General features: G+C 61.4%; 19 protein-coding genes. 12 read left to right on the top strand and 7 right to left on the bottom strand.

Annotated features, from left to right (window positions below; genetic code table 11):
• Window positions 1-67 precede the first annotated feature (67 nt).
• On the bottom strand, window positions 68-1,690 hold the full coding sequence (locus AC193Q_RS09055) for an MFS transporter (protein ID WP_047293563.1): 1,623 nt from the start codon (window positions 1,688-1,690) through the stop codon (window positions 68-70).
• 153 nt (window positions 1,691-1,843) lie between these two features.
• Window positions 1,844-3,490, bottom strand: a complete 1,647-nt coding sequence (locus tag AC193Q_RS09050; protein ID WP_121186044.1) for a GMC family oxidoreductase N-terminal domain-containing protein — start codon at window positions 3,488-3,490, stop codon at window positions 1,844-1,846.
• 133 nt (window positions 3,491-3,623) lie between these two features.
• Here AC193Q_RS09050 and AC193Q_RS09045 point away from each other — a divergent pair, with 133 nt between their 5' ends.
• The 4 genes from AC193Q_RS09045 (at window position 3,624) to hcnC (ending at window position 7,736) form a co-directional block, all read left to right on the top strand.
• A complete protein-coding gene (locus AC193Q_RS09045) occupies window positions 3,624-4,514 on the top strand; it encodes a LysR family transcriptional regulator (protein ID WP_121186042.1) in 891 nt (296 codons plus the stop codon).
• 249 nt (window positions 4,515-4,763) lie between these two features.
• A complete protein-coding gene (locus tag AC193Q_RS09040; protein ID WP_047293821.1) occupies window positions 4,764-5,078 on the top strand; it encodes a (2Fe-2S)-binding protein in 315 nt (104 codons plus the stop codon).
• Window positions 5,075-6,484, top strand: a complete 1,410-nt coding sequence (gene hcnB / locus AC193Q_RS09035) for a cyanide-forming glycine dehydrogenase subunit HcnB (protein ID WP_121186040.1) — start codon at window positions 5,075-5,077, stop codon at window positions 6,482-6,484. The genes AC193Q_RS09040 and hcnB overlap by 4 nt, the downstream gene beginning before the upstream one ends.
• A complete protein-coding gene (gene hcnC / locus AC193Q_RS09030; protein WP_121186038.1) occupies window positions 6,477-7,736 on the top strand; it encodes a cyanide-forming glycine dehydrogenase subunit HcnC in 1,260 nt (419 codons plus the stop codon). Before hcnB ends, hcnC begins: the two co-directional genes overlap by 8 nt.
• A 118-nt stretch (window positions 7,737-7,854) precedes the next feature.
• Here hcnC and AC193Q_RS09025 read toward each other — a convergent pair whose 3' ends face one another.
• Entirely contained in the window at window positions 7,855-9,663 is a 1,809-nt protein-coding gene (locus AC193Q_RS09025; RefSeq protein ID WP_047293571.1) for a monovalent cation:proton antiporter-2 (CPA2) family protein, read from the bottom strand.
• A 237-nt stretch (window positions 9,664-9,900) separates the two neighbouring features.
• On the opposite strand from AC193Q_RS09025, the gene AC193Q_RS09020 reads away from it, so the two are divergent.
• The gene (locus AC193Q_RS09020; RefSeq protein ID WP_121186034.1) at window positions 9,901-10,815 is read left to right on the top strand and encodes a LysR family transcriptional regulator; all 915 of its coding nucleotides are present in this window, start codon (window positions 9,901-9,903) and stop codon (window positions 10,813-10,815) included.
• Here the strand turns inward: AC193Q_RS09020 and AC193Q_RS09015 are convergent.
• Entirely contained in the window at window positions 10,805-11,572 is a 768-nt protein-coding gene (locus AC193Q_RS09015) for a substrate-binding domain-containing protein (protein ID WP_121186032.1), read from the bottom strand. The genes AC193Q_RS09020 and AC193Q_RS09015 overlap by 11 nt on opposite strands.
• 11 nt (window positions 11,573-11,583) lie before the next feature.
• The gene (tcuC, locus tag AC193Q_RS09010; protein ID WP_041073363.1) at window positions 11,584-12,876 is read right to left on the bottom strand and encodes an MFS transporter; all 1,293 of its coding nucleotides are present in this window, start codon (window positions 12,874-12,876) and stop codon (window positions 11,584-11,586) included.
• 424 nt (window positions 12,877-13,300) lie between these two features.
• On the opposite strand from tcuC, the gene AC193Q_RS09005 reads away from it, so the two are divergent.
• On the top strand, window positions 13,301-13,609 hold the full coding sequence (locus tag AC193Q_RS09005; protein WP_027613230.1) for an RcnB family protein: 309 nt from the start codon (window positions 13,301-13,303) through the stop codon (window positions 13,607-13,609).
• Window positions 13,610-13,619: 10 nt separating this feature from the next.
• On the opposite strand, the gene AC193Q_RS09000 is transcribed toward AC193Q_RS09005, so the two are convergent.
• Window positions 13,620-14,699, bottom strand: a complete 1,080-nt coding sequence (locus tag AC193Q_RS09000) for a sensor domain-containing diguanylate cyclase (protein ID WP_121186029.1) — start codon at window positions 14,697-14,699, stop codon at window positions 13,620-13,622.
• 163 nt (window positions 14,700-14,862) lie between these two features.
• Between AC193Q_RS09000 and AC193Q_RS08995 the strand changes: the two genes are divergently transcribed.
• The 3 genes from AC193Q_RS08995 (at window position 14,863) to dmeF (ending at window position 16,912) form a co-directional block, all read left to right on the top strand.
• Complete coding sequence (locus AC193Q_RS08995) at window positions 14,863-15,201, top strand: FKBP-type peptidyl-prolyl cis-trans isomerase (protein ID WP_121186027.1); 339 nt, start codon at window positions 14,863-14,865, stop codon at window positions 15,199-15,201.
• A 493-nt stretch (window positions 15,202-15,694) separates the two neighbouring features.
• Complete coding sequence (locus AC193Q_RS08990; protein ID WP_121186025.1) at window positions 15,695-15,970, top strand: metal/formaldehyde-sensitive transcriptional repressor; 276 nt, start codon at window positions 15,695-15,697, stop codon at window positions 15,968-15,970.
• A gap of 12 nt (window positions 15,971-15,982) precedes the next feature.
• A complete protein-coding gene (gene dmeF, locus AC193Q_RS08985) occupies window positions 15,983-16,912 on the top strand; it encodes a CDF family Co(II)/Ni(II) efflux transporter DmeF (RefSeq protein ID WP_047293581.1) in 930 nt (309 codons plus the stop codon).
• Here dmeF and AC193Q_RS08980 read toward each other — a convergent pair.
• On the bottom strand, window positions 16,909-18,012 hold the full coding sequence (locus tag AC193Q_RS08980) for a cytochrome P450 (RefSeq protein WP_047293583.1): 1,104 nt from the start codon (window positions 18,010-18,012) through the stop codon (window positions 16,909-16,911). The two genes, dmeF and AC193Q_RS08980, sit on opposite strands and share 4 nt — an antisense overlap.
• Window positions 18,013-18,090: 78 nt before the next feature.
• Between AC193Q_RS08980 and AC193Q_RS08975 the strand changes: the two genes are divergently transcribed.
• From AC193Q_RS08975 to AC193Q_RS08965, 3 genes are all read left to right on the top strand, one after another.
• Window positions 18,091-18,849, top strand: coding sequence for an ArsR/SmtB family transcription factor (locus tag AC193Q_RS08975; RefSeq protein WP_095668922.1), 759 nt, complete (start codon window positions 18,091-18,093; stop codon window positions 18,847-18,849).
• 123 nt (window positions 18,850-18,972) lie between these two features.
• Complete coding sequence (locus AC193Q_RS08970) at window positions 18,973-20,193, top strand: putative DNA modification/repair radical SAM protein (RefSeq protein ID WP_047293587.1); 1,221 nt, start codon at window positions 18,973-18,975, stop codon at window positions 20,191-20,193.
• Entirely contained in the window at window positions 20,190-21,011 is an 822-nt protein-coding gene (locus AC193Q_RS08965; protein WP_121186023.1) for a TIGR03915 family putative DNA repair protein, read from the top strand. The genes AC193Q_RS08970 and AC193Q_RS08965 overlap by 4 nt, the downstream gene beginning before the upstream one ends.
• Window positions 21,012-21,122 lie beyond the last annotated feature (111 nt).

Below are 21,122 nucleotides of genomic sequence, written 5' to 3'. Positions count from 1 at the left end.
CCCATCGGGGATAAATCCCCTCGCCACAGGTTTTTTTCACCCAAGGATCATGTGTTCAGGTTCAGATTCAGTTCTTGTCCAGATCGATATTCTTCGTCTCCCGCAGACAAATCATTCCCACCACCAGGCTCACCCCGGTAATCAGCACCGGGTACCACAGCCCATAGAAAATATCCCCGGTGTACACCACCAGCGCGAACGACACCGTTGGCAGGAAGCCGCCGAACCAGCCGTTGCCGATGTGATACGGCAGGGACATCGAGGTGTAGCGGATGCGCGTCGGGAACAGTTCGACCATCAGCGCCGCCAGCGGGCCGTAGCACATGGCCGAGATGATGATCAGCGCGACGATCAGTGCCACGATCATTGGTTTGTTGATTTGCTGCAGGTCGGCCTGTTGCGGGTACCCGGCGAGGGTGACGGCGCCGCGCAGGGCCGATTCGTCATAGCCGTCGATCTTCACGTCGCCGATGCTCACCTGCACGCCGCTGCCGGCCGGCGCTGCGGCGCTGGTGTAGGGCAGGCCTTGCTTGACCAGGAAGGTCTTGACCTTGTCGCACGGGCTGTCGAATTTGGCCTTGCCCACCGGGTCGAACTGAAAGGTGCAGGTTGCTGGGTCCGCCAGCACGGTGATCGGCGCCTGACGACTGGCCTGATCGATTGCCGGATTGGCGTAGTGGGCGAGGGATTTGAAAATCGGGAAGTACAGCGCCGTCGCCAGCAGCAAACCGAGCATCAACACCGGTTTGCGTCCGACCTTGTCCGACAGCCAGCCGAAAATGATGAAGAACGGCGCACCGATCACCACGCTGATGATCAGCAGGCTGTTGGCAACGGCCGGATCCATTTTCAGAAACTGGGTGAGGAAGAACAGCACGTAGAACTGCGCGGCGTAAAAGGTCACCGCTTGCCCGGCATTGATGCTGAACAGCGCAATCAGCACGACTTTGAGGTTCTCCCATTGGCCGAACGATTCGCGGATCGGCGCCTTCGACGCTTTGCCTTGCTCTTTCATTTTCAGGTAGGCCGGCGACTCGTGCAGGCTCAGGCGGATCCAGGTGGAAATGCCCAGCAGCACGATCGACAGCAGGAACGGAATACGCCAGCCCCAGACTTCGAATTGGTCACCGGTGAAGTACCGGCAACCGAGCACCACCAGCAGTGACAGCAGCAGACCGAGGGTCGCGGTGGATTGAATCCAGCTGGTGTGGAAACCGCGCTTGCCGATGGGCGCGTGTTCCGCCACGTAGGTCGCGGCGCCGCCGTATTCACCGCCCAGCGCCAGGCCCTGGAGCATGCGCAGCACCACCAGAATGATCGGCGCGGCGATGCCGATGCTGGCGTAGTTCGGCAGCAGACCGACACAGAACGTGGCGATGCCCATCAGGACGATGGTCGCGAGGAAGGTGTATTTGCGCCCGATCATGTCCCCCAACCGACCGAACACCAGCGCCCCGAACGGCCGCACGATAAACCCGGCGGCGAAGGCCATCAGCGCGAAGATGAACGCCGTGGTGTCGTTGACGCCGGCGAAAAATTGCTTGCTGATCACCGCCGCCAGGGCGCCGTAGAGGAAGAAGTCATACCACTCGAACACCGTCCCCAAGGACGAGGCGAAGATGACTTTCTGTGTGGCATTGCTGGTGCTGGCGCCGCTCGCGGCATCCAGCGGCTGAGCGTGTTCTGACATATCGGTATCCCTCACAGTGATTGTTTTTGTTGTTCCACTGGTGTTGCGCGCTGCCTTGAACGAATTACACGGCCCCCTGTAGGAGCTGCCGCAGGCTGCGATCTTTTGATCTTGTAAAAGCCAAAGGCAAAAGATCGCAGCCTGCGGCAGCTCCTACAGGGGGTGGGCCAGTTCGGGGGTGGGTGTGCAGGTCCTGATCGGTGGGTTGAGGATCATCTGCGCCGCCTTCTCGGCAATCATCAGCGTAGGCGAACAGGTGTTGCCCGAGGTGATGCGCGGCATGATCGAGGCGTCGGCGATGCGCAGGCCGGGCACGCCATGCACGCGCAGTTGTGCATCGACCACCGCGTCAGCGTCATTGCCCATGCGGCAGGTGCCGACCGGGTGGAAGATCGTCGTGCCGATTCGCGCCGCCGCTTCGTGCAGTTGCACCTCGCTCTGCAGGCTGTCGCCGGGCAGATACTCCACCGGTTTGAACGCCTGCAGGGCCGGGGCGCTGACGATGCGGCGGGTCAGGCGGATCGCATCGGCGGCCACGCGCAAATCTTCGGGATGGCTGAGGTAGTTCGGTTGAATCAGCGGCGGATCCTGAGGATCCGTCGAACGGATGTCGATCCGCCCACGGCTCTGCGGACGCAGATCACAGACCGACGCAGTGAACGCCGGGAAACCGTGCAGCGGCTCGCCAAAGCGCTCCAGCGACAGCGGTTGCACGTGGTATTCAAGGTTCGCTGAAGTCTGCTCCGGCCCGGAGCGGGCAAATGCGCCCAACTGACTCGGCGCCATCGACAGCGGCCCGCTGCGGTCATACAGATAACGCAAACCCATGCCCATCTTGCCCCACAGGCTGCCGGCGATCTGATTCAACGTGCGGGCGTTTTGCAGTTTGTAGATCAGGCGCAATTGCAGGTGATCCTGCAGGTTGCCGCCCACTCCCGGCAGCTCATGTATCACGCCGATGCCGAGGTGTTCCAGCAACGGTCGCGGGCCGATTCCGGAGCGCTGCAGAATGCTCGGCGAACCGACGGCGCCGGCGCAGAGGATGATTTCCTTGCGCGCCTTGAAGCGTTTGACCTGGCCTTGGTGGCGGGCACTGACCTTCGATGCGCGGCCGTTTTCCAGCAACACGCGATCCACTTCAACGCCGGTCAGCACCGTCAGATTGGCCCGGTCACGAACCGGTTTGAGAAATGCCTTCGCCGCGTTCCAGCGTACGCCGGCCTTTTGGTTGACCTGGAAGTAGCCGCAACCCTCGTTGTCGCCCTGGTTGAAGTCGTCGATGCTGGCGATGCCGCTCTGCTGCGCGGCACTGCGAAACGCGTCGAGAATCGGCCATGACAGCCGCTGTTGCTCAACCCGCCATTCACCTTTGGCACCGTGAAATTCAGCGGCGCCGGCAAAGTGGTTTTCGCTTTGTTTGAACAGTGGCAGCACGTCGTTCCAGGCCCAGCCCGGATTGCCCTCGGCCGCCCAGCCGTCATAGTCGCCGGCCTGGCCGCGCATGTAGATCATGCCGTTGATGGAGGAGCAGCCACCGAGCACTTTGCCGCGCGGGTAACTCAGGCTGCGACCCTGCAGGCCGGGTTGGGCTTCGGTCTTGAAGCACCAGTCGGTGCGTGGGTTGCCAATGCAGAACAGATAGCCGACCGGGATGTGAATCCACGCATAGTTGTCGCGTCCGCCGGCTTCGAGCAGCAACACCCGTTGCTGCGGGTCTGCCGACAATCGATTGGCCAGCAGGCAGCCGGCAGGTCCGGCGCCGACCACGATGTAGTCGTATTCATCAAGGGAAGTCTGCATTCCCTGACCTCGCTTTTTGTTTTTATTGTCCGACACTCTAGTTGTCAGCTTTCGTTAAAAGAATGTTAGTTTTTACCCAGCCGCTGTGCGTTTTCGAACAGCCTGGCTTGACCCTGGCTGACAAGGACACCCCATGTTCGACTGGAACGACCTGCGGTTTTTTCTGGAGTTGCAACGCAGCGGCCGCCTGCTCACGGCCGCCCGACGCCTGAACACCACTCACGCCACCGTCGCCAGGCACATTGAGGCCATCGAACGGAGCCTCGGCACCGCACTGTTCGTCCAGCATGCCCAAGGCTACGAAATGACTCCGGCGGGGGAGGCGCTGCTCAAGCACGCCGAGGCCATGGAAAACGTCGCGCTATTGGCCCAGGAAGAGATCACCCAATCCACCGCGCCGCTGGGCAAGATCCGCGTCGGCGTCACCGAAGGGCTGGGTATCAAGTTTCTCGCCAGCCGCATGATCGGCCTGTTCGAACGCTATCCCGGCCTGGAGGTGGAGCTGGTGGCCGTGCCGCGGTTCGTCAGCATCCTCAACCGCGAGGCGGAAATCAGCATCCACCTCGAACGCCCGGCTGCCGACATGCTGGTCACGCGCAAGCTCACCGACTATCGGTTGGCGCTCTACGCCAGTCAGGCCTACCTCGACAAGGCACCGCCGCTACAGAGTCGCGAAGACCTCGCCCGGCATGGGTGGATCGGCTATGTGGATGATCTGCTGTTCAGCCAGGAACTGATGTTTCTCAACAGTTTCTGTCGCAGCCCGCGCGTTGTATTCCACAGCACCAGCGTGATCGCCCAGCAGGAGGCGGCGCGCTCGGGCCTGGGGATTGCTGTGTTGCCCTGCTATATGGCGGCGTCGGATCCGGATCTGCGGCTGTTGCTGCCGGATGAGCGCATTGAGCGCAGTTACTGGATCAGCACCCGGCGCGAGCTGCACAAATCGGTGCGGCTGCGGGTGGTCTGGGATTATGTGGTGGGGCTGTGCGAGGCGGAGCAGGGGCTGCTCACCGGCAAACACTGACACCTCAAGGTTTTTCAGCCGGCTCGAGATTTCACCGATCTGGATCAATATTTCCCTTTGAAATATCACCTAACTTAAAAGATCCAGGCCCTTGTTGCGGTATCGACTACAGTGCTCCGGTGCGCAATTTGCTGCGCTCATGGAGTAGCCCGGCAGCCCCCACCAATAACCACAACGGGTCGCCAGGCAGAGTGCAGCAAGGAGCTGACGTAGAACTCCCCCTGAAACTTTTCACGGATGAACATCGTAATGCACTGCCTCGAACGCACCTTTGATATCCAGCCCCTGACCCAGGCGGATATGACTGTCCACATCAACGGCCAACCGGTTAGCGCGGCCATCGGTGAAACGGTCCTCAGCGTTATCCAGTCCCTCGGTGTGCGCCAGGTCGCACGCAACGATCATGACCAGATCAGCGGCGCCTATTGTGGCATGGGCGTGTGCCAGTGCTGCCTGGTGAAAATCAACGGTCGGCACAAGCGCCGAGCCTGCCAGACGGTGGTGCGCGACGGTATGCGGATTGAAACCCGGGTCAACCGCATCAACGAGCAGGAGGTTGTATGAGCCTGCAACCGGTGATCGTCGGCGGTGGTCCGGCGGGGATGGCGGCGGCCATCGAACTGGCGCGCCATGGCGTGCGCTGCACCTTGCTCGAAGAGGCTTCGCGCCTCGGTGGGGTGGTCTATCGCGGGCCGTTGCGTGATGGCGTGCAACTGGATTACCTCGGGCCACGTTATTTCGAAGCCCTGAGCAAACTGCACGGTGACTTTCAGCAACAGGCCGGGCTGATTGACGTGCGCCTGAATCATCGCGTGGTCGGCGCCGAAGGCACCCGTGCCCTGGTGGTGCTGGATGGCGATGAGCAACTGCATGAGATCGATTATCCGCAATTGCTGCTGGCCGCCGGTTGTCACGAACGCAGCGTGCCGTTTCCCGGCTGGACCCTGCCGGGCGTGATCATGCTCGGCGGCCTGCAACTGCAAATCAAAAGTGGCGTGGTCAAGCCGCAGGGGCCGGTGGTCATCGCCGGTACCGGGCCGTTGCTGCCGCTGGTGGCAACGCAGCTGCACGCGTCCGGCGTCAAGGTCGCGGGCGTATACGAAGCCTGCGCCTTCGGCAAGATCGCCCGCGAAAGCCTGGCGTTGCTGAACAAGCCGCAGCTGTTCCTCGATGGTTTGAGCATGCTCGCTTACCTGAAACTGCACGGCATCCCGATGAACTACGGCTGGGGCGTGGTCGAAGCTCACGGCGACGGCGAGCTGAAAAGCGTCAGCGTGGCACCGTACTCGGCCACCTGGGAGCCGGACCTGACACGCATCGAGCGCTTCGAAGCCCAGACCCTGGCGGTCGGTTACGGTTTTATCCCGCGCACCCAGCTCAGTCAGCAAATGGGCCTCGACCACGGTTTCAGCGACGACGGTTACCTGCGCGCCAATGCCAACAGCTGGCAACAAAGCAACGAGCCGCATGTGCACCTGGCCGGTGACATGGGCGGCATTCGCGGCGGTGAAGCGGCGATGCTCGCCGGCAGAATCGCTGCCACCTCGATCCTGCTGCAACGCGGGATTATCGAAGAGGATCTGGCACGGGTACGCCGCGACCGCTACTTGGGCAAACTCAAATCCATCGTGCGCTTCCGTGCGGCTGTTGATCGCTACACCGAACGCGGTGTCGGCCAGACCGCCTTGCCGGCTGCCGATACGGTGATCTGCCGCTGTGAACATGCAACCCGCTCGGACATTGATCTGGCGCTGGAGCAAGGCGTGCAGGACATCGCCAGCCTGAAGATGCGCACCCGCGTCAGCATGGGCGATTGTCAGGGCCGGATGTGCGTCGGCTACTGCAGCGATCGCCTGCGCCAGGCGACCGGGCGCAAGGACGTTGGCTGGTTGCGCCCGCGTTTCCCGATCGATCCGATTCCTTTTTCCGCGTTCCAGTCCGGCGGCACGGAGGCCGTTTCCCATGAGTAAGTTCTATGACGTGATCATTGCTGGCGGCGGCGTGATCGGGGCGTCCTGCGCCTATCAATTGTCCAAGCGCGAGAACCTCAAGGTGGCGTTGATCGACACCAAACGCCCGGGCAACGCAACCCGCGCTTCGGCCGGCGGCTTGTGGGCCATCGGCGAGTCGGTGGGGCTGGGGTGCGGGGTGATTTTCTTCCGGATGATGTCGGCCAACCGCAAACGCGAAACCCAGGGCGCGGCTGTGGCGGTGGACGCCAGCACGCCGCATATCCTGCCGGAGTCGTTCTTCGATTTCGCCTTGCAGTCCAACGCGCTGTACCCGGCGTTGCATCGCGAGTTGAAGGACAAGCACGGTATGGATTTCAAGTTTGAAAAGACCGGACTGAAGTTCGTCATTTATGACGACGAAGACCGGCTCTACGCCGAGCACATTGTCAGCTGCATTCCGCATCTGGCCGATCAGGTGCGCTGGCTCGACCAGGCCGCATTGCGCGAAGCCGAGCCGAGCGTCAGCCATGAGGCTCGTGGGGCACTGGAATTTCTCTGCGACCACCAGGTCAGCCCGTTCCGTCTCGCCGATGCCTACATGGAAGGTGCGCGGCAGAACGGCGTCGACATCTTCGTCAATACCAACGTCACTGGCGTGTTGCACCACGGCAGCCGCGTGACCGGCGTGCAGACGGCCGAAGAGGGCGTGTTCCACTGCAAGACCCTGATCAACGCCGGCGGCGCCTGGGCGGCGGATTTGAGCGAATGGGCCACCGGTGTGCGGATTCCGGTGAAGCCGGTCAAGGGCCAGATCCTGCTGACCGAACGCATGCCGAAGATCCTCAACGGCTGCCTGACCACCAGCGACTGCTATGTGGCGCAGAAGGACAATGGCGAGATCCTGATCGGCAGCACCACCGAAGACAAAGGCTTCGACGTCACCACCACCTACCCGGAAATCGCCGGACTGGTGCAGGGCGCGGTGCGCTGCCTGCCGGAACTCAAGGACGTCAACCTCAAGCGCACCTGGGCCGGATTGCGTCCGGGGTCGCCGGATGAGCTGCCGATCCTCGGGCCGATGCGTGGGGTGGAAGGGTATCTGAATGCCTGCGGACACTTCCGCACCGGCATCCTGACCTCGGCGATTACCGGGGTGCTGCTGGATAAACTGGTCAACCAGGAAGCACTGCCGCTGGATATCACACCGTTCCTCGCGGATCGGTTTGAGGTGGCGCCGGTCAAGCAAGAACGGGAATTAGAGCTGGCCTGATCCAATCCCCTGCGGCAGCTCCCACAGGGTTTTCGGTCGTTCACAAAACCTGTGGGAGCGGGCTTGCCCGCGAAGGCGTCGGTGCTGTCGGCCTGAAGTTTGGATCTGTGCAAGGAGGTCAGGCCTTGCGCGCTTCCTCTTCCAGTTGATCCGATTCGAACAGCCGCGCCAGTTCCGCGCGGGCTTCCTGAGCGGTCTGCAGGACTTTGGCCGCGTCGTCGTAAACGGCGTGCTGCGCCTCCAGCACCTGCTCGTCGTGGTGCTTGAAGCGCTTGATCCGCGCATCGGCCTGAGCCTGGGTCAAACCCAGGCCGACCAGGGTGCGGCGGCTCATTTCCAGACTGGAGTAATAGGTCTCACGAATCGGCTCGGCGCCGACATCCACCAGGCGGTGCACGTGCTGACGGTTACGTGCGCGGGCGATGATCTTCATGTGCGGATACAGCTTGCGCACGATCTCGGCGGTCTTGATGTTGGTTTCCGGATCGTCCGTGGCAATCACGAAGTATTCCGCCTCGCCAACCTTTGCCGCATTGAGGATTTCCGGGCGCATCGGGTCGCCATAGAACACCGGCACGCCGCCAAAACTGCGCGACAGTTCGATGGTTTCCACTGAAGTGTCGAGGGCGACGAACTTGATGTTCTGCGCCCGCAGAATCCGCGCCACGATCTGGCCCATCCGGCCCATGCCGGCGATCACCACGCGCGGTGCCTCGGTATCGATTTCGCGGAATTTCTCCGGTACTTCCACCGGCTGCACTTTCGGGCTGACCAGCCGCGCACAGATCAACAGCAGCAACGGCGTCAACGCCATCGACAGGGTGATAGTGAGCACCAGCAGGTCATACAGGCGCGGTTCGAACAGGCCCTGATCGCGCCCGATCTTGAACACCACAAAGGCAAATTCACCGCCGGCGGCGAGCACGATGCCCAGGCGAATTGCACTGACCTTGGTCAGCCCACCGGCCAGGCGCCCGACCACAAACAGCAGCGGCAACTTCAAGCCGATCAGCAACAGTGTCAGGCCCAGCACGGTGATCGGCGCACTCAGCAGCAGACTCAGGTTGGCGCCCATGCCGACGCTGATGAAAAACAGCCCGAGCAGCAAGCCCTTGAACGGCTCGATCTGCGCTTCCAGCTCATGCCGATATTCGGAGTCCGCCAGCAACAGGCCGGCGAGGAAAGCCCCGAGGGCCATCGACACGCCGACCAGATCCATCAGCCACGCCGTACCGATCACCACCAGCAATGCGGTGGCGGTGGACACTTCCGGCAGACCGGTTTTTGCCACCACGCGGAACACCGGACGCAACAGATAACGCCCGCCGACCACCACCACGGCGATTCCGCCGAGTACTTGCAAACCGTGATTCAGGCTTTCCGCGTTGCTGGTGGCATGCGCGCTGCCGGCGAGCATCGGCACCAGCGCGATCAACGGGATCGCGGCGATGTCCTGAAACAGCAGAATGGCAAACGCCAGCCGCCCGTGCGGGCTGGTGAGTTCCTTGCGCTCGGCCAGGCTCTGCAGGCCGAATGCGGTGGACGACAGCGCCAGGCCAAGGCCGAGGACAATTGCACTGTTCAGCGGCTGACCGAACACATACAACGCCAGCACGCCGATTACTGCCGCTGTCAGCAGCACCTGCGCCAAGCCCACGCCAAACACCGATTTGCGCATCACCCACAAGCGCCGTGGCGACAGTTCCAGGCCGATGATGAACAACAGCAGCACCACGCCCAGTTCGGAAATATGCGCGACACTTTGCGGATTACCGATCAGACCGAGCACCGACGGGCCAATGATCACCCCCGCCAACAGATAACCGAGCACCGCGCCCAGTTGCAGACGTTTGGCCAAGGGCACGGTGAGCACTGCGGCGAACAGAAACACGACAGCGGCTTGTAACAGGTTGCCTTCATGGGGCATGGGTTGACTCCTGACAGCGGTACGGCGGGGGTGACAAGGATAAAGGCTGAAACGATTCAAGATCCATCGAAGATCCGCTGCAGGAGCTGCCGCAAGCTGCGATCTTTTGATCTTGATTCCGGAGATCAAAAGATCGCAGCCTGCGGCAGCTCCTACAGGGTTCAGTGTAAGTCTGTAATAATTTGCATCAAATAGTTACATTGATAGCCTTCGCGAATCAGTCTTTCCGAGTCCGCCATGGCCATCAACTTCGATCTCAACGACCTGCAAGCCTTTCGCGCCGTGGTCGAACAGGGCAGCTTCCGCAAGGCCGCCGACACCGTGCGCCTGTCACAACCGGCCTTGAGCCGTCGCATCGAAAAGCTGGAGGACGCCCTCGGCGTAAAACTGTTCGAACGCACCACGCGCAAAGTCAGCCTGACTCAGGCCGGGCGCGGCTTCATGCCCAGCGTCGAGCGTTTGCTGGACGATCTGGATGTGGCGTTGCTGGGCATCAGCGAAGTCGCTTCGACGCGAATGGGCCACGTCACCGTGGCCTGCGTGCCGTCGGCGGCGTACTACTTCATGCCGCGCGTGGTCGCCCGTTATCACCGGCAATTCCCGCGCATCAAGGTCAAAGTCCTCGATTCCAGCGCCCACGACGTGCTCAGTGCGGTGGTCAATGGCGAGGCGGATTTCGGTTTGAGCTTCATCGGCACACAGGATGCCAAAGTCGATTTCGAACCGCTTGTGCAGGAGTGCTACGTTGTCGCCTGTCGCCGTGATCATCCGTTGGCCGGGCGCAGCAGCGTGAGCTGGGACGAGTTCTATCAGCAGGATTACATCTCGCTGGACAAGACGTCCGGCAACCGGTTTCTGCTCGATCAGGCCTTGAGCCGAGTGGTGCCGCAACGCCAGAGCATCTGCGAGACGCGGCATGTGACGACGATGATTGGTCTGGTGGAAGCGGGGCTTGGCGTGGCGGCGGTGCCGCTGATGGCGATGCCCGGGCCGGATCATCCGATCCTGACCCGGGTGCCGCTGACCGATCCGCAAGTGATGCGCAGTGTCGGCATCATCAAGCGCCGGGGTCGCACGTTGACCCCGGCAGCACTGGAGCTGGAACGGCTGGTGGTGGAAATGAAAGTCCAGCCGCCGACGCTCAGCGCTTGACCGAATCCAGCCCGGTGGCCTGTACGTCAGCCTGAGCGGCAGGCGCGGCGAGGTAGTCGAGCAGGGCCTTGGCCTCTTTTGGATGCTGCGCACCGACCGGGATGCCGGCGGCAAAACGCGTCACCGACTGCACCGATTCCGGAATCTTGCCGACAAAACCTACCCCCGGCACCGGCAGCAATTCGCTGACCTGCTGGAAGCCCAGTTGATAATCGCCGGTGGCAACCACTGAACCGACCGGGACTTTCGGGACCATCTTCGCTTTCGGTTTCAGCTGCTCCTCGATACCGAGTTTGTTGAACAACTCCTTCTCGATGTACACGCCGCTGGCACTGTCGGAGTACGCCACCGATGTTGCGTCGAGCAGGGTTTTCTTCAGGCTTTCGACGCTGCTGATGTCCGGCTTCGGCGCGCCCTCACGCACCACCAGACCGATCCGCGAATCCGCCAGTTCGACCCGCGAGGCCGGGTCGACCTTGCCTTGTTTGATCAGATCATCAAGGGCATAGCCGACCATGATCACCACGTCGGCGTGTTCGCCACGGGCGAGGCGGTTGGGGATCGCTTCCGGCGCCTTGCCCATCGACGGGCCGAGCTGGGTGTCGAGGGTGTTGCCGGTGGCCGCCGCGAATTTCGGGCCGAGGATTTTGTAGGCGGCGGTGAAACCGCCCGACGTCATCACGTTCAGCTGTTCAGCATGGGCCAGGGCGCTGAACGCGAAGAGGGCGATGGCGGTGAAATTGATCAGTTTTTTCAAGGTGTTGCTCCTTATGCGGCAACCGGTTGCAGACGGCCGCCTGCGCGGCGATAGAGGTACAACGTGGCGCCCAACGCGCACAGTGCGCCGACGCTCATCCAGTAACCCGGCGCGGCCTTGTCGCCGGTGTACTGGATCAGGAAGGTCGACATCGCCGGGGTGAAACCACCGAAAATCGCGGTCGCCAGACTGTAGGCGAGGGAGAAGCCGGCCACCCGCACTTCCACCGGCATGATCTCGGTCAGCGCCGGAATCATTGCGCCGTTGTACATGCCGTAGATGAATGACAGCCACAACAGCGACAGCAACATGTGACTGAAACTCGGCGCCTGCACCAGGTAAGACAGCGCCGGGTAGGTGCTGGCCAGCGCCAGCAGCGACATCGCAATCAACACCGGACGCCGGCCGATGCGGTCGGACAACATGCCGCCAATCGGCAGCCAGAAGAAGTTCGACACGCCCACCAGCAAAGTCACCAGCAACGCATCGGAGGTGCTCAGGTGCAGCACGGTTTTGCCGAAGGTCGGCGCGTACACGGTGATCAGGTAGAACGCGGTGGTGGTCAACGCGACCATCAACATGCCACCGAGTACCACGCCCCAGTTCTGGCCGAGGGTGCGGAACACTTCCTTCATGCTCGGGCGGTGTTTGCGTGCGGCGAATTCTTCGGTTTCCGCCAGGTTACGGCGCAGCAGGAAGATGAACGGCACGATCAGGCAGCCGACGAAAAACGGAATCCGCCAGCCCCAATCGGCCACCACGCTCGGCGCCATCCACGCGTTCAGCGCATAGCCCAATGCTGCCGCGACGATGATCGCGACCTGCTGACTGGCTGACTGCCAAGCGGTGAAAAAGCCTTTGCGGCCCGGTGTGGCGATTTCCGACAAGTACACCGAAACACCACCCAGTTCCGCACCGGCGGAGAAACCCTGCAACAGCCGTCCGACCAACACCAGCGCTGGCGCAAATAGACCAATGGTCTCGTATCCGGGCACCAGCACAATCAGGATCGTGCCGCTGGCCATGATCGACAGGGTGACGATCAGCCCCTTGCGACGACCGACGTCGTCGATATAGGCGCCAAGCACAATAGCGCCCAGCGGACGCATCAGAAAGCCTGCGCCGAATACGGCAAAGGTCATCATCAGGGAAGCGAACTCACTGCTCGCCGGGAAGAACACCGCCGCGATCTGCGTGGCGTAGAAGCCGAACAGAAAGAAGTCGAACTGTTCGAGGAAGTTGCCCGAGGTCACCCGGAAAATGGCGCCGGCCCGCGAGCCGCCGTGTGGGATTGAGGCTGTCATAGAAAAATCTCCACCGCTTTTATGACGTGCGCGACGTGGAAGCGGCGCACGGTTGTTATTGCGGCGGATGGTCGCGCAGCTGTAACAGGATGTTAATTGCATTGTTGGCATGGATTGATGCGCAAAGCGGATCAATCCTGAAAACACGTCTAACCTGTGGGAGCGAGCCTGCTCGCGAAAGCGGTGTGTCAGGTAATCAAGAGGCTGAATGTGCCGACGCCATCGCTGGCAAGCCAGCTCCCACCGTTTTTGCGGTGTACCCGCTGTTCCTGCAACACCAAGAAAACCTGTGGGGGCTAGCTTGCCAGCGATAGCGGCCTCACAGACAACTACAATCCCCGGCCAGTCCACGCAAAAAACAAGGAATGATTCCAGTCCTCCGCAGTCGGAGTTCAGGTATCACACATCTGAAGGAGGTTCACCGATGAACAGCAAAACCCTAATCGCCAGTCTGGCCCTCGTCGCCGGCATTGCCGGGATCAGCCCACTTGTTCAAGCGGCGCAAACCTCAAGCGAACCCACCGTCCAGTCGCCGACCAGCGACCGTGAATTGAAGGTCAACGACCGCGCTCCAGACATTTATCAGCGCAGCGACAAAGCATTGAAAAACTGGAAACAGAAAGGCTTGAAAGCACCGGTCGACCAGGCGCAGTGGGTGCAGATCAACGACAAGTACGTGATGGTCATGATCACCAACGGCACCATTGTCGAGATGCAGCCTGTCGAGCGTTAAATTCCCGGACTCAGAGGCCCTGGGCGTGCAGCCGCGCAGGGCTCTCGCCCCCCAATCGATACTGATTATTCCCACTGCGCTTGGCCTCATACATCGCCAGGTCGGCAATGTGCAGCAGTCGGTCCATGGTCGGCGCATGGTCGGGAAATACCGCGACGCCAAGGCTGGTGCCGATGTGGCGCTGGTCGTTGCCGATGCTGATCGGCGGCGACAGTTCGATGAAAATCTTCTGACAGATGCTGCGGGCTTCGTCCTGCAGGTTGAGGCTCGGGGCCAGGCCTTGCAGGATCACCACGAATTCGTCGCCGCCAATCCGTGCGACGGTGTCGGTGGCGCGCAGGATGCGTTTCAGACGCGTCGCCGTGGTGATCAGCACGCGGTCGCCGGCGGCGTGACCGTAATGGTCGTTGATCGCCTTGAAGCCATTGAGATCGATAAACACCAGTGCCACGCGGGTCAGGCTGCGGCGCGCCTGTTCCAGTGCTTCGGATAAACGCTCTTCAAGCACCAGGCGATTGGGCAGACCGGTCAACGGGTCGAAGTGGGCGAGGTGCTGAAGGTAACTGGCCGAGGCTTTTTCCTCAGTGATGTCGCGCACCACGCCCATCATCTTGATCACCGCATCGTGGTCGTTGCGCACCACATTGCCGGTTTCCCGCAGCCAGCGAATCGTACCGTCGGGCCAGACCACGCGGTATTCCTCATCGTGGTTTTCACCGGTCTCCAGACAGCGCAATTCACCCTCGCGCACTCTGACGCGGTCGTCCGGGTGCACGCAGGCGCAGAACAGCGCATAAGACGGGGTGATTTCGCCGATCTTGAACCCGAACATGCCGTAGATCGCGTCCGACCAATACAGCCGGTCGGTGTCGACTTCCCAATCCCAAGTGCCGATGCGGGCAAAGTACTGGCTGCGTTTGAAACGCTCGGCGTCACCGTCCTGGTGGATATTCTGGCGTTCGGCGGCGCGGGTCAGCAGCTCGCGGTATTCGTCCAGTTGCTTGCGCAAATCGTGCTCGCGCCAGATCAGGACGACGATTAATCCAAGCATGACAACGCCAAGGGCAAGGCTGATCCAGAGGTCAGTCATTCGGGAACTGCCAGCATGAACAATCGATCCGTGAAGTAATGGCGGTTGGCTATCTTAATGGGTTGTCAGTCACTTCGGATACAGCGCCAATCTTCGTTAATGAGTTGCGAACAGCCGACATTTCTGGGAAAACGGCGACCAGCTGAACAATAGAGTGAATGGCATGAATGATGAACTGCAGGTAATCGATCTCCAGGTGGGCGAGGGCAAGACTGCCGTCAAAGGTGCACTGATCACCACCCACTACACTGGCTGGCTGGAAGACGGCAGCGAATTCGACTCTTCCCACAGCCGAGGCAAACCTTTCCAGTGCGTGATTGGCACGGGCCGGGTGATCAAGGGCTGGGATCAGGGGCTGATGGGCATGCAGGTCGGCGGCAAGCGCAAACTGCTGGTGCCGGCGCATCTGGGGTACGGCGAACGAACGATGGGCAAGATCCCGCCGAATTCGAATCTGGTGTTTGAGATTGAGTTGCTGGAGGTTTTGACGCGGGAGGATTGAGGCGGGCAACCGCCGATCAATCAATTTCCATGTAACCTGTGGCGAGGGGATTTATCCCCGATGGACTGCGCAGCAGGCCTTCTTGAGGTATCGCTTCGCGATCCCCCTCGTCACGGTTACTCAGGTCACCATTGCCATCGCGTTCTGCGCCCGGTGCCGATCCCGCTCATTGAGGCCCATGGCGACTTATGCGACGACGTGGGCATCTGTTTTATTGGTCATGTGAAATTCTCCTTTGCGCCGTTTTCCTTGTGGCGAGGTAGCTTGCTCCCGCTGGGTTGCGAAGCGACCCCAAGATCCATCGATCCGGATCGGATCCGGATTTCGACTGCCGTGCAACTAGCAGGTCCACCGCTTTCGCGAGCAGGCTCACTCCCACAGGGGGAGTGAAATCGCTTTCCGCATCCCGTTCATCCCTTGAAGGCTCACCGAACTTGCGATTGCCCAAGCCATCGGCGACTATGCGCGCCATATAGGGGTAGGGGGTATAGGTATGTCGCACATTCACGAACACAAAGACGAGTTGCTCAACCGCGTGCGGCGGATTGCCGGGCAGGTGCAGGCGGTGGAGAAAGCGCTGGAAGGCGATGCCGATTGCGCCAAGACCTTGCACCTGGTGGCGGCGATTCGCGGGGCGGTCAACGGGTTGATGGAGCAGTTCATCGAGGCCCACACCCGTGAGCACGTGGCGCATCCCGACCTCACCGACGAACAGCGGGCCCAGGGCGCCGAAGATCTGTTGCAAGCCATCCACCGTTATTCCAAATAGAGCATCCGCATCATGAGCCTGACCCCAAGCGCTGAGCGTTTTAGCCACGATCACCAGTTTCTCGGCGCATCTCACGACGAAAATGCCCGCCGCACTTTGTGGGTGGTGGCGCTGACGTTGGTGATGATGATCGGCGAGATTGCCGCCGGCTACATCACCGGCTCCATGGCCCTGCTGGCCGATGGTTTCCACATGGCGACCCATGCCGGCGCGTTGGGTATCGCCGCGGCAGCCTATGGTTTTGCCCGGCGCAATGCCAACAACCGCCGCTACAGTTTCGGCACCGGCAAAGTCGGCGATCTGGCCGGATTCGCTTCGGCGATGGTGCTGGGGCTGGTGTCGCTGGGCATTGCCGGCGAGTCGATTTTTCGTTTGTTCGAACCGACCACCGTGGCGTTTGGCGAAGCCACTGTTATTGCGATTGTCGGCTTGGGCGTAAACGTCCTCAGCGCCTTCCTGTTGATGGGCCATCACGGCCATGACCACGGCCATCAGCATGACCACGGTCATGATCATCATCACCATCACGACAACAATCTGCGCTCGGCCTACGTCCATGTGCTGGCCGATGCCCTGACCTCGGTGCTGGCGATTGCCGCGTTGCTGGCCGGGCGTTATCTCGGTTGGGTATGGCTGGACCCGGCGATGGGGATTGTCGGTTCGATTGTCATCGCGAAATGGGCTTACAACCTGATGCGCGACAGCGCCGCGGTGCTGCTCGACACCACCGACGAGCCGGTGGCGGCGGAGATCCGCGAGTTGCTGGAAACCTCCGACGATGTGCGCATCAGCGATCTGCATGTCTGGCAGGTCGGCCCGCAGGCGCGGGCGGCGATTGTCAGTGCGGTCGCGGCGGCGGGCGTGACGGCGGAGGTGATTCGCGAACGGCTGGCGCCGGTGCATGAACTGTCGCACCTGACCATCGAGTTGCGCAGCGCTTAAGGCTGCACTGCGCTGAACAGTGGAATCCGCCCATTGAGCGATGGGCGGTAATGCCACGTCAGTTGTTGCAGATTCACGCCCTGATCAAGGATTTCTCTGACAGTCGCAGCGGCAATGCTCAGCGCCAGCGTCTGCCCTGGACACTGATGCCGGCCACTGCCAAAGCTGAAACTGCGCCGGTCAGGTCGATCCAGCAGAAACCGCTCGGGCTCTGCATTTAACAAAGGATCGCGGTTGGCCGAGGCCAGCAGCACCAGAATCACCTCGCCAGCCTCGAGCCGCACGCCATCGATTTCGCAAGCCTGTGCGACAAAGCGCCGAGTGTTCTGCACCGGCGGATCAAAGCGCTGAACCTCGGCCAACAGTGCGTCCACAGAGGCATCGCGCAACTCAGGTTCACGCCGTAACGCAATCAGTGCATTGCCGATCAGCCCGGCTGTCGCCTCAAATGTCTGCGAGCAGAGTCCGATCAGGTTGGCGATCAGGGTTTCTTTGTCCCCCGCGAATCGCTGCTCGATCGCCTGGAGCAAATCGCTGTTGGCTTCAGCCAGCAACTCGATGAAGTAACCGCGCAATTGCTCAGCCGCCGCATGCGCCGCCGCCAGTTGCAGGTCATTGCTCAGCGGCGACAGGCAGGCGACGAAATCCGCCGTCAGCTCACTGATCGCCCGACCTTGCGTCGGGGTGAAGCCGAGCAGCGTCGCGACCACACACACCGGGCCGCGAAACATCGCCTTATATAAGCCGTCCGCGTCCGCTGTCATCAGCCGTGCTGCCACCAATGCGCGTACCTGATCGTCATCGATCAACTGCAGCGCCGGTTCCACCGCAGAGCGTGGGCAGCGCTGACGCTCGCCATCGTTCATCCGCATCAACTGTCCGAACACCTTGCCAGCCAGCCCCGACGCAATCGCCTTGGGCACCGGTTCCTGCAGCGGCCGCACCCGGCAATCGGCATGCGTCAGCACCGCACGCACCGCTCGGGCGCTGCTGGCGACCCACAGTTTCAAGCCATGATCAAAGGTCAGTCCGCCCTCAGCGCGCAGTTTGGCGTAGTAAGGGTAGGGATCGGCATGCGTCGCAGCGATGATCGGGTCCATGGTGCACAGCCTTGTCGTCGGGAAAGTGATGCGAGTATCTTCAGTTCGCAGCGAGGACGATTCGTCGGGGAACGAAATATGCACGCAGAACATCAAGACATCGGCGTTTCGCAGGTGGCAGCCGCCATCGCCGAACCGGCACGCACCAAAATCCTCTGCTCGCTGATGGACGGCCACGCCCGCACCAGCACTGAATTGGCCGCCGTTGCCGAGGTCAGCGCCTCTACCGCCAGCGCGCACCTGGCCAAACTCAAGGATCTGTCGCTGGTGCGCCTGCACGTGCAGGGCCGCCATCGTTATTACAGCCTCGCCGATCAACGGGTGGCGCAGGCGCTGGAAGCGTTGATGGTGATCGGCCAGAACGCCGCGCCGAGCTTCAAGCCGCACACTCCAGATCGTCTGCAATTCGCGCGCACCTGCTATGACCATATGGCTGGCACGCTGGCGGTGTTGCTGCATGACCGTTTGCTCGCGGCGGGATGGCTGGTGGAAACCGACGAGCGGGCTTATCGCTTGAGCGAGAGTGGCGAGGCGCTGTTCGTGGGCTTGGGTATTGAGGTGCAGGACTTGAGTACCTTGCGCCGCAAGTTCGCTTGCCCGTGCCTGGACTGGAGCATGCGTCGGCCGCATCTGGGCGGTTCGTTGGGCGCGGCGTTGTTGCAGATGGCGTTGAAACGCAAGTGGGTGACGCAGGATCTTGACAGTCGGGCGTTGGCACTGACCGTGGCGGGGCGCAAGGCAATGGGTACGCGGTTTGGTCTTGAGTTGCCGTTAGACGCGAAGGTCAAAAGATCGCAGCCTGCGGCAGCTCCTACAGTAATCGCGTACACCCGATAATTCTCAGCCCTGCCCAGTCCCTGTAGGAGCTGCCGAAGGCTGCGATCTTTTGATCCCGTTTTGCACCTTGTGCCAATCCGACAGACTCGATACTGTACGTATAACCAGTACAGGGTCTTCGCCATGCAAATCATCGACAAGCTCAGCATTCTCGCCGACGCCGCCAAGTACGACGCCTCCTGCGCCAGCAGCGGTGCGCCCAAGCGCAGCTCCGAGGGCAAGAGCGGGTTGGGTTCGACCGACGGCATGGGCATCTGCCACAGCTATACGCCGGACGGTCGTTGCGTGTCGTTGCTGAAGATTCTCCTGACCAATTTCTGCCTCTACGACTGCCAATACTGCGTCAACCGCCGCTCCAGCGATGTGCCGCGTGCACGCTTCACCCCCGAGGAAGTGGTGACGCTGACCCTGGATTTCTACCGGCGCAACTGTGTCAGCGGGCTGTTTCTCAGTTCCGGAATCATCCGCTCGGCGGACTACACCATGGAACAACTGGTACGCGTGGCGAAGCTGTTGCGCGAACAGCATGAGTTTCGCGGCTACATTCACCTCAAGACCATTCCCGAGGCCGATCCGGCATTGATCGAGGAGGCCGGGCGTTATGCCGATCGCCTCAGCGTCAATATCGAATTGCCCACCGATGCCAGCCTGCAAACCCTGGCGCCGGAGAAACAGATCGGTTCGATCAAGCAGGCGATGAGCACCATTTACACCGGCGTGCAAACGGTGCTCAACGAACCGCGTTCGGCGAAATTCGCTCCCGCCGGGCAGAGCACGCAAATGATCGTCGGCGCCGATGACACCGACGACAGCACGATCTTGCACAGCGCTCAGTCGCTGTATGGCAACTACCGCTTGCGCCGCGTCTACTACTCGGCCTTCAGTCCGATTCCCGACAGTCCGAAAAGCGTGCCGCTGGCCGCGCCACCGCTGATGCGCGAACACCGTCTGTATCAGGCCGATTTCCTCTTGCGCAGCTACGGCTACAACGCTGATGAGTTGCTCAAGGGCCCGGGTAATCTGGCGCTGGACATCGACCCCAAACTGGCTTGGGCGCTGCAGAATCGCGAAGTGTTTCCGCTGGACCTGAACCGCGCCGAGCCGTCGCTGATCGCGCGCATCCCGGGCATTGGCCTGCGTACCACCGAACGTCTGGTGCAATTGCGCCAGCAACGGCGCATCCGCTACGAAGACGTGGCGCGCATGCGCTGTGTGCTGGCCAAGGCCAAGCCCTTCATCATCACCAGCGACTACCACCCGCAGCAGGCTGAAGTCACCAGCCACATGCTCTATCAGCAACTGCGCGACCGGCCGCAGCCGCAACAGATGGGATTGTGGGGATGATCAATCTCGATTGCGACGACCTGTTCGACACCTGGCGTCAGCAGGCGCGCTGGCTGCTCAGCCATGAAGTCGACCCGAGTCTGGTGAGTTGGGCGTCGGAAGGGGTGAGCGATCTGTTTGCCAGTGACGTACATGTGCCGGAGAGGCAGGGGCCGTTTCAGGCGCGCATCCCTCGCGCATTGCTTGATACCCTGGAGCAAGCCGCACGCTACCGGGGCGACCAGCGCTGGAGTCTGTTGTATGAAGTGCTGTGGCGGGTCAGCCACGGCGACCGCACGGCGATGATGGCCGGCGATAAACTCGGCAGCGAGTTGCAGCGGCGGATCAAGCAGGTACAGCGTGAAGCCCACCATTTGCATGCGTTCGTGCGTTTCATCGAGCGCCCGAAGGATCAGCCGGGCCCGCAATACGTCGCATGGCACGAGCCGGCCCACGACATCCTGCACAGCGCCAGCGAGCATTTCATCGGGCGCATGGGCCGGCATCGCTGGTTGATCGCCACGCCGCGTGACGGGGTTTATTACGATGGCGAGCAATTGATCCATCAACGCCAATGCCCGCTGGAATGGCAGCAACTGGCGCAGAACGTCGATGACCCGCACGGCGAGTTGTGGCTGACGTACTACAGCCACATCTTCAACCCGGCGCGGTTGAACGAGAAGGTCATGCAAGGGCACTTACCGGTGCGTTTCTGGAAGAATCTGCCGGAAGGGGAGTTGATTCCCGGATTGATTACCCAGGCGCGCACGGGCAAGCAACAGAATGGTCAGGCCAGCGGGATCGCTGCGCGAGGCGGCAAACGGATTGCGCTGAAATAGAAAATCAAAAGATCGCAGCCTGCGGCAGCTCCTACAGGAGATCTGTGTAGGAGCTGCCGCAGGCTGCGATCTTTTGATCTTGCTTCCAATAAAAAGCCCCCCATCAATCAC

Source organism: Pseudomonas sp. F2, assembly GCF_057174385.1.
Note: the sequence above shows the minus strand (reverse complement) of the source record. Positions and strands in the feature narration are given on the sequence as shown.